This is a genomic window from Actinospica durhamensis (assembly GCF_018139695.1).
GTDB classification, from domain to species: Bacteria; Actinomycetota; Actinomycetes; order Streptomycetales; family Catenulisporaceae; genus Actinospica; species Actinospica durhamensis.
Genome location: NZ_JAGSOG010000738.1, coordinates 1 through 454 on the forward strand (window position 1 = coordinate 1; position 454 = coordinate 454).

General features: G+C 61.9%; 1 tRNA gene. It reads right to left on the reverse strand.

The features are described from left to right. Positions 1 to 244: 244 nt before the first annotated feature. Positions 245 to 331 (reverse strand) — tRNA-Leu (locus tag KDL01_RS41970). Positions 332 to 454 lie beyond the last annotated feature (123 nt).

Consider the following 454-nt stretch of genomic DNA (forward strand, 5'->3'; position numbering starts at 1 on the left):
CAAGTGGTGGGAGGTCGGGGGGTATCAGGAGCGCGATCGGAGCTTCGGGCACAGTTGCCTCCACGGGTGCGAAAACACCGATAACCGTGGACACCGTGCCAACAACAACACGCCCGGCGGACCGCCGCCACATGGACTCGACTGGGTTCTGCCCACTGACGGGTCGTCACAAACGCAAAAAATTACGCAGAGTAGCCAGATTCACTACTCTGCGTCAGGACGATTGGTGCGAAAGCACCGATTTTGGTGTCCGAGGGGGGACTTGAACCCCCACGCCCTTAACGGGCACTAGCACCTCAAGCTAGCGCGTCTGCCATTCCGCCACCCGGACTTGGGTTGTCTCCGAGGTTTCGCCGGTCTTCCCGGCCGCTCCTTGGCGACGTGAGAACAATACCAAAGATCAGGCGTGCTTCGCACCAAGGTTGCGGGCGGCGGAGGTGCGGGTGGGGGGCTG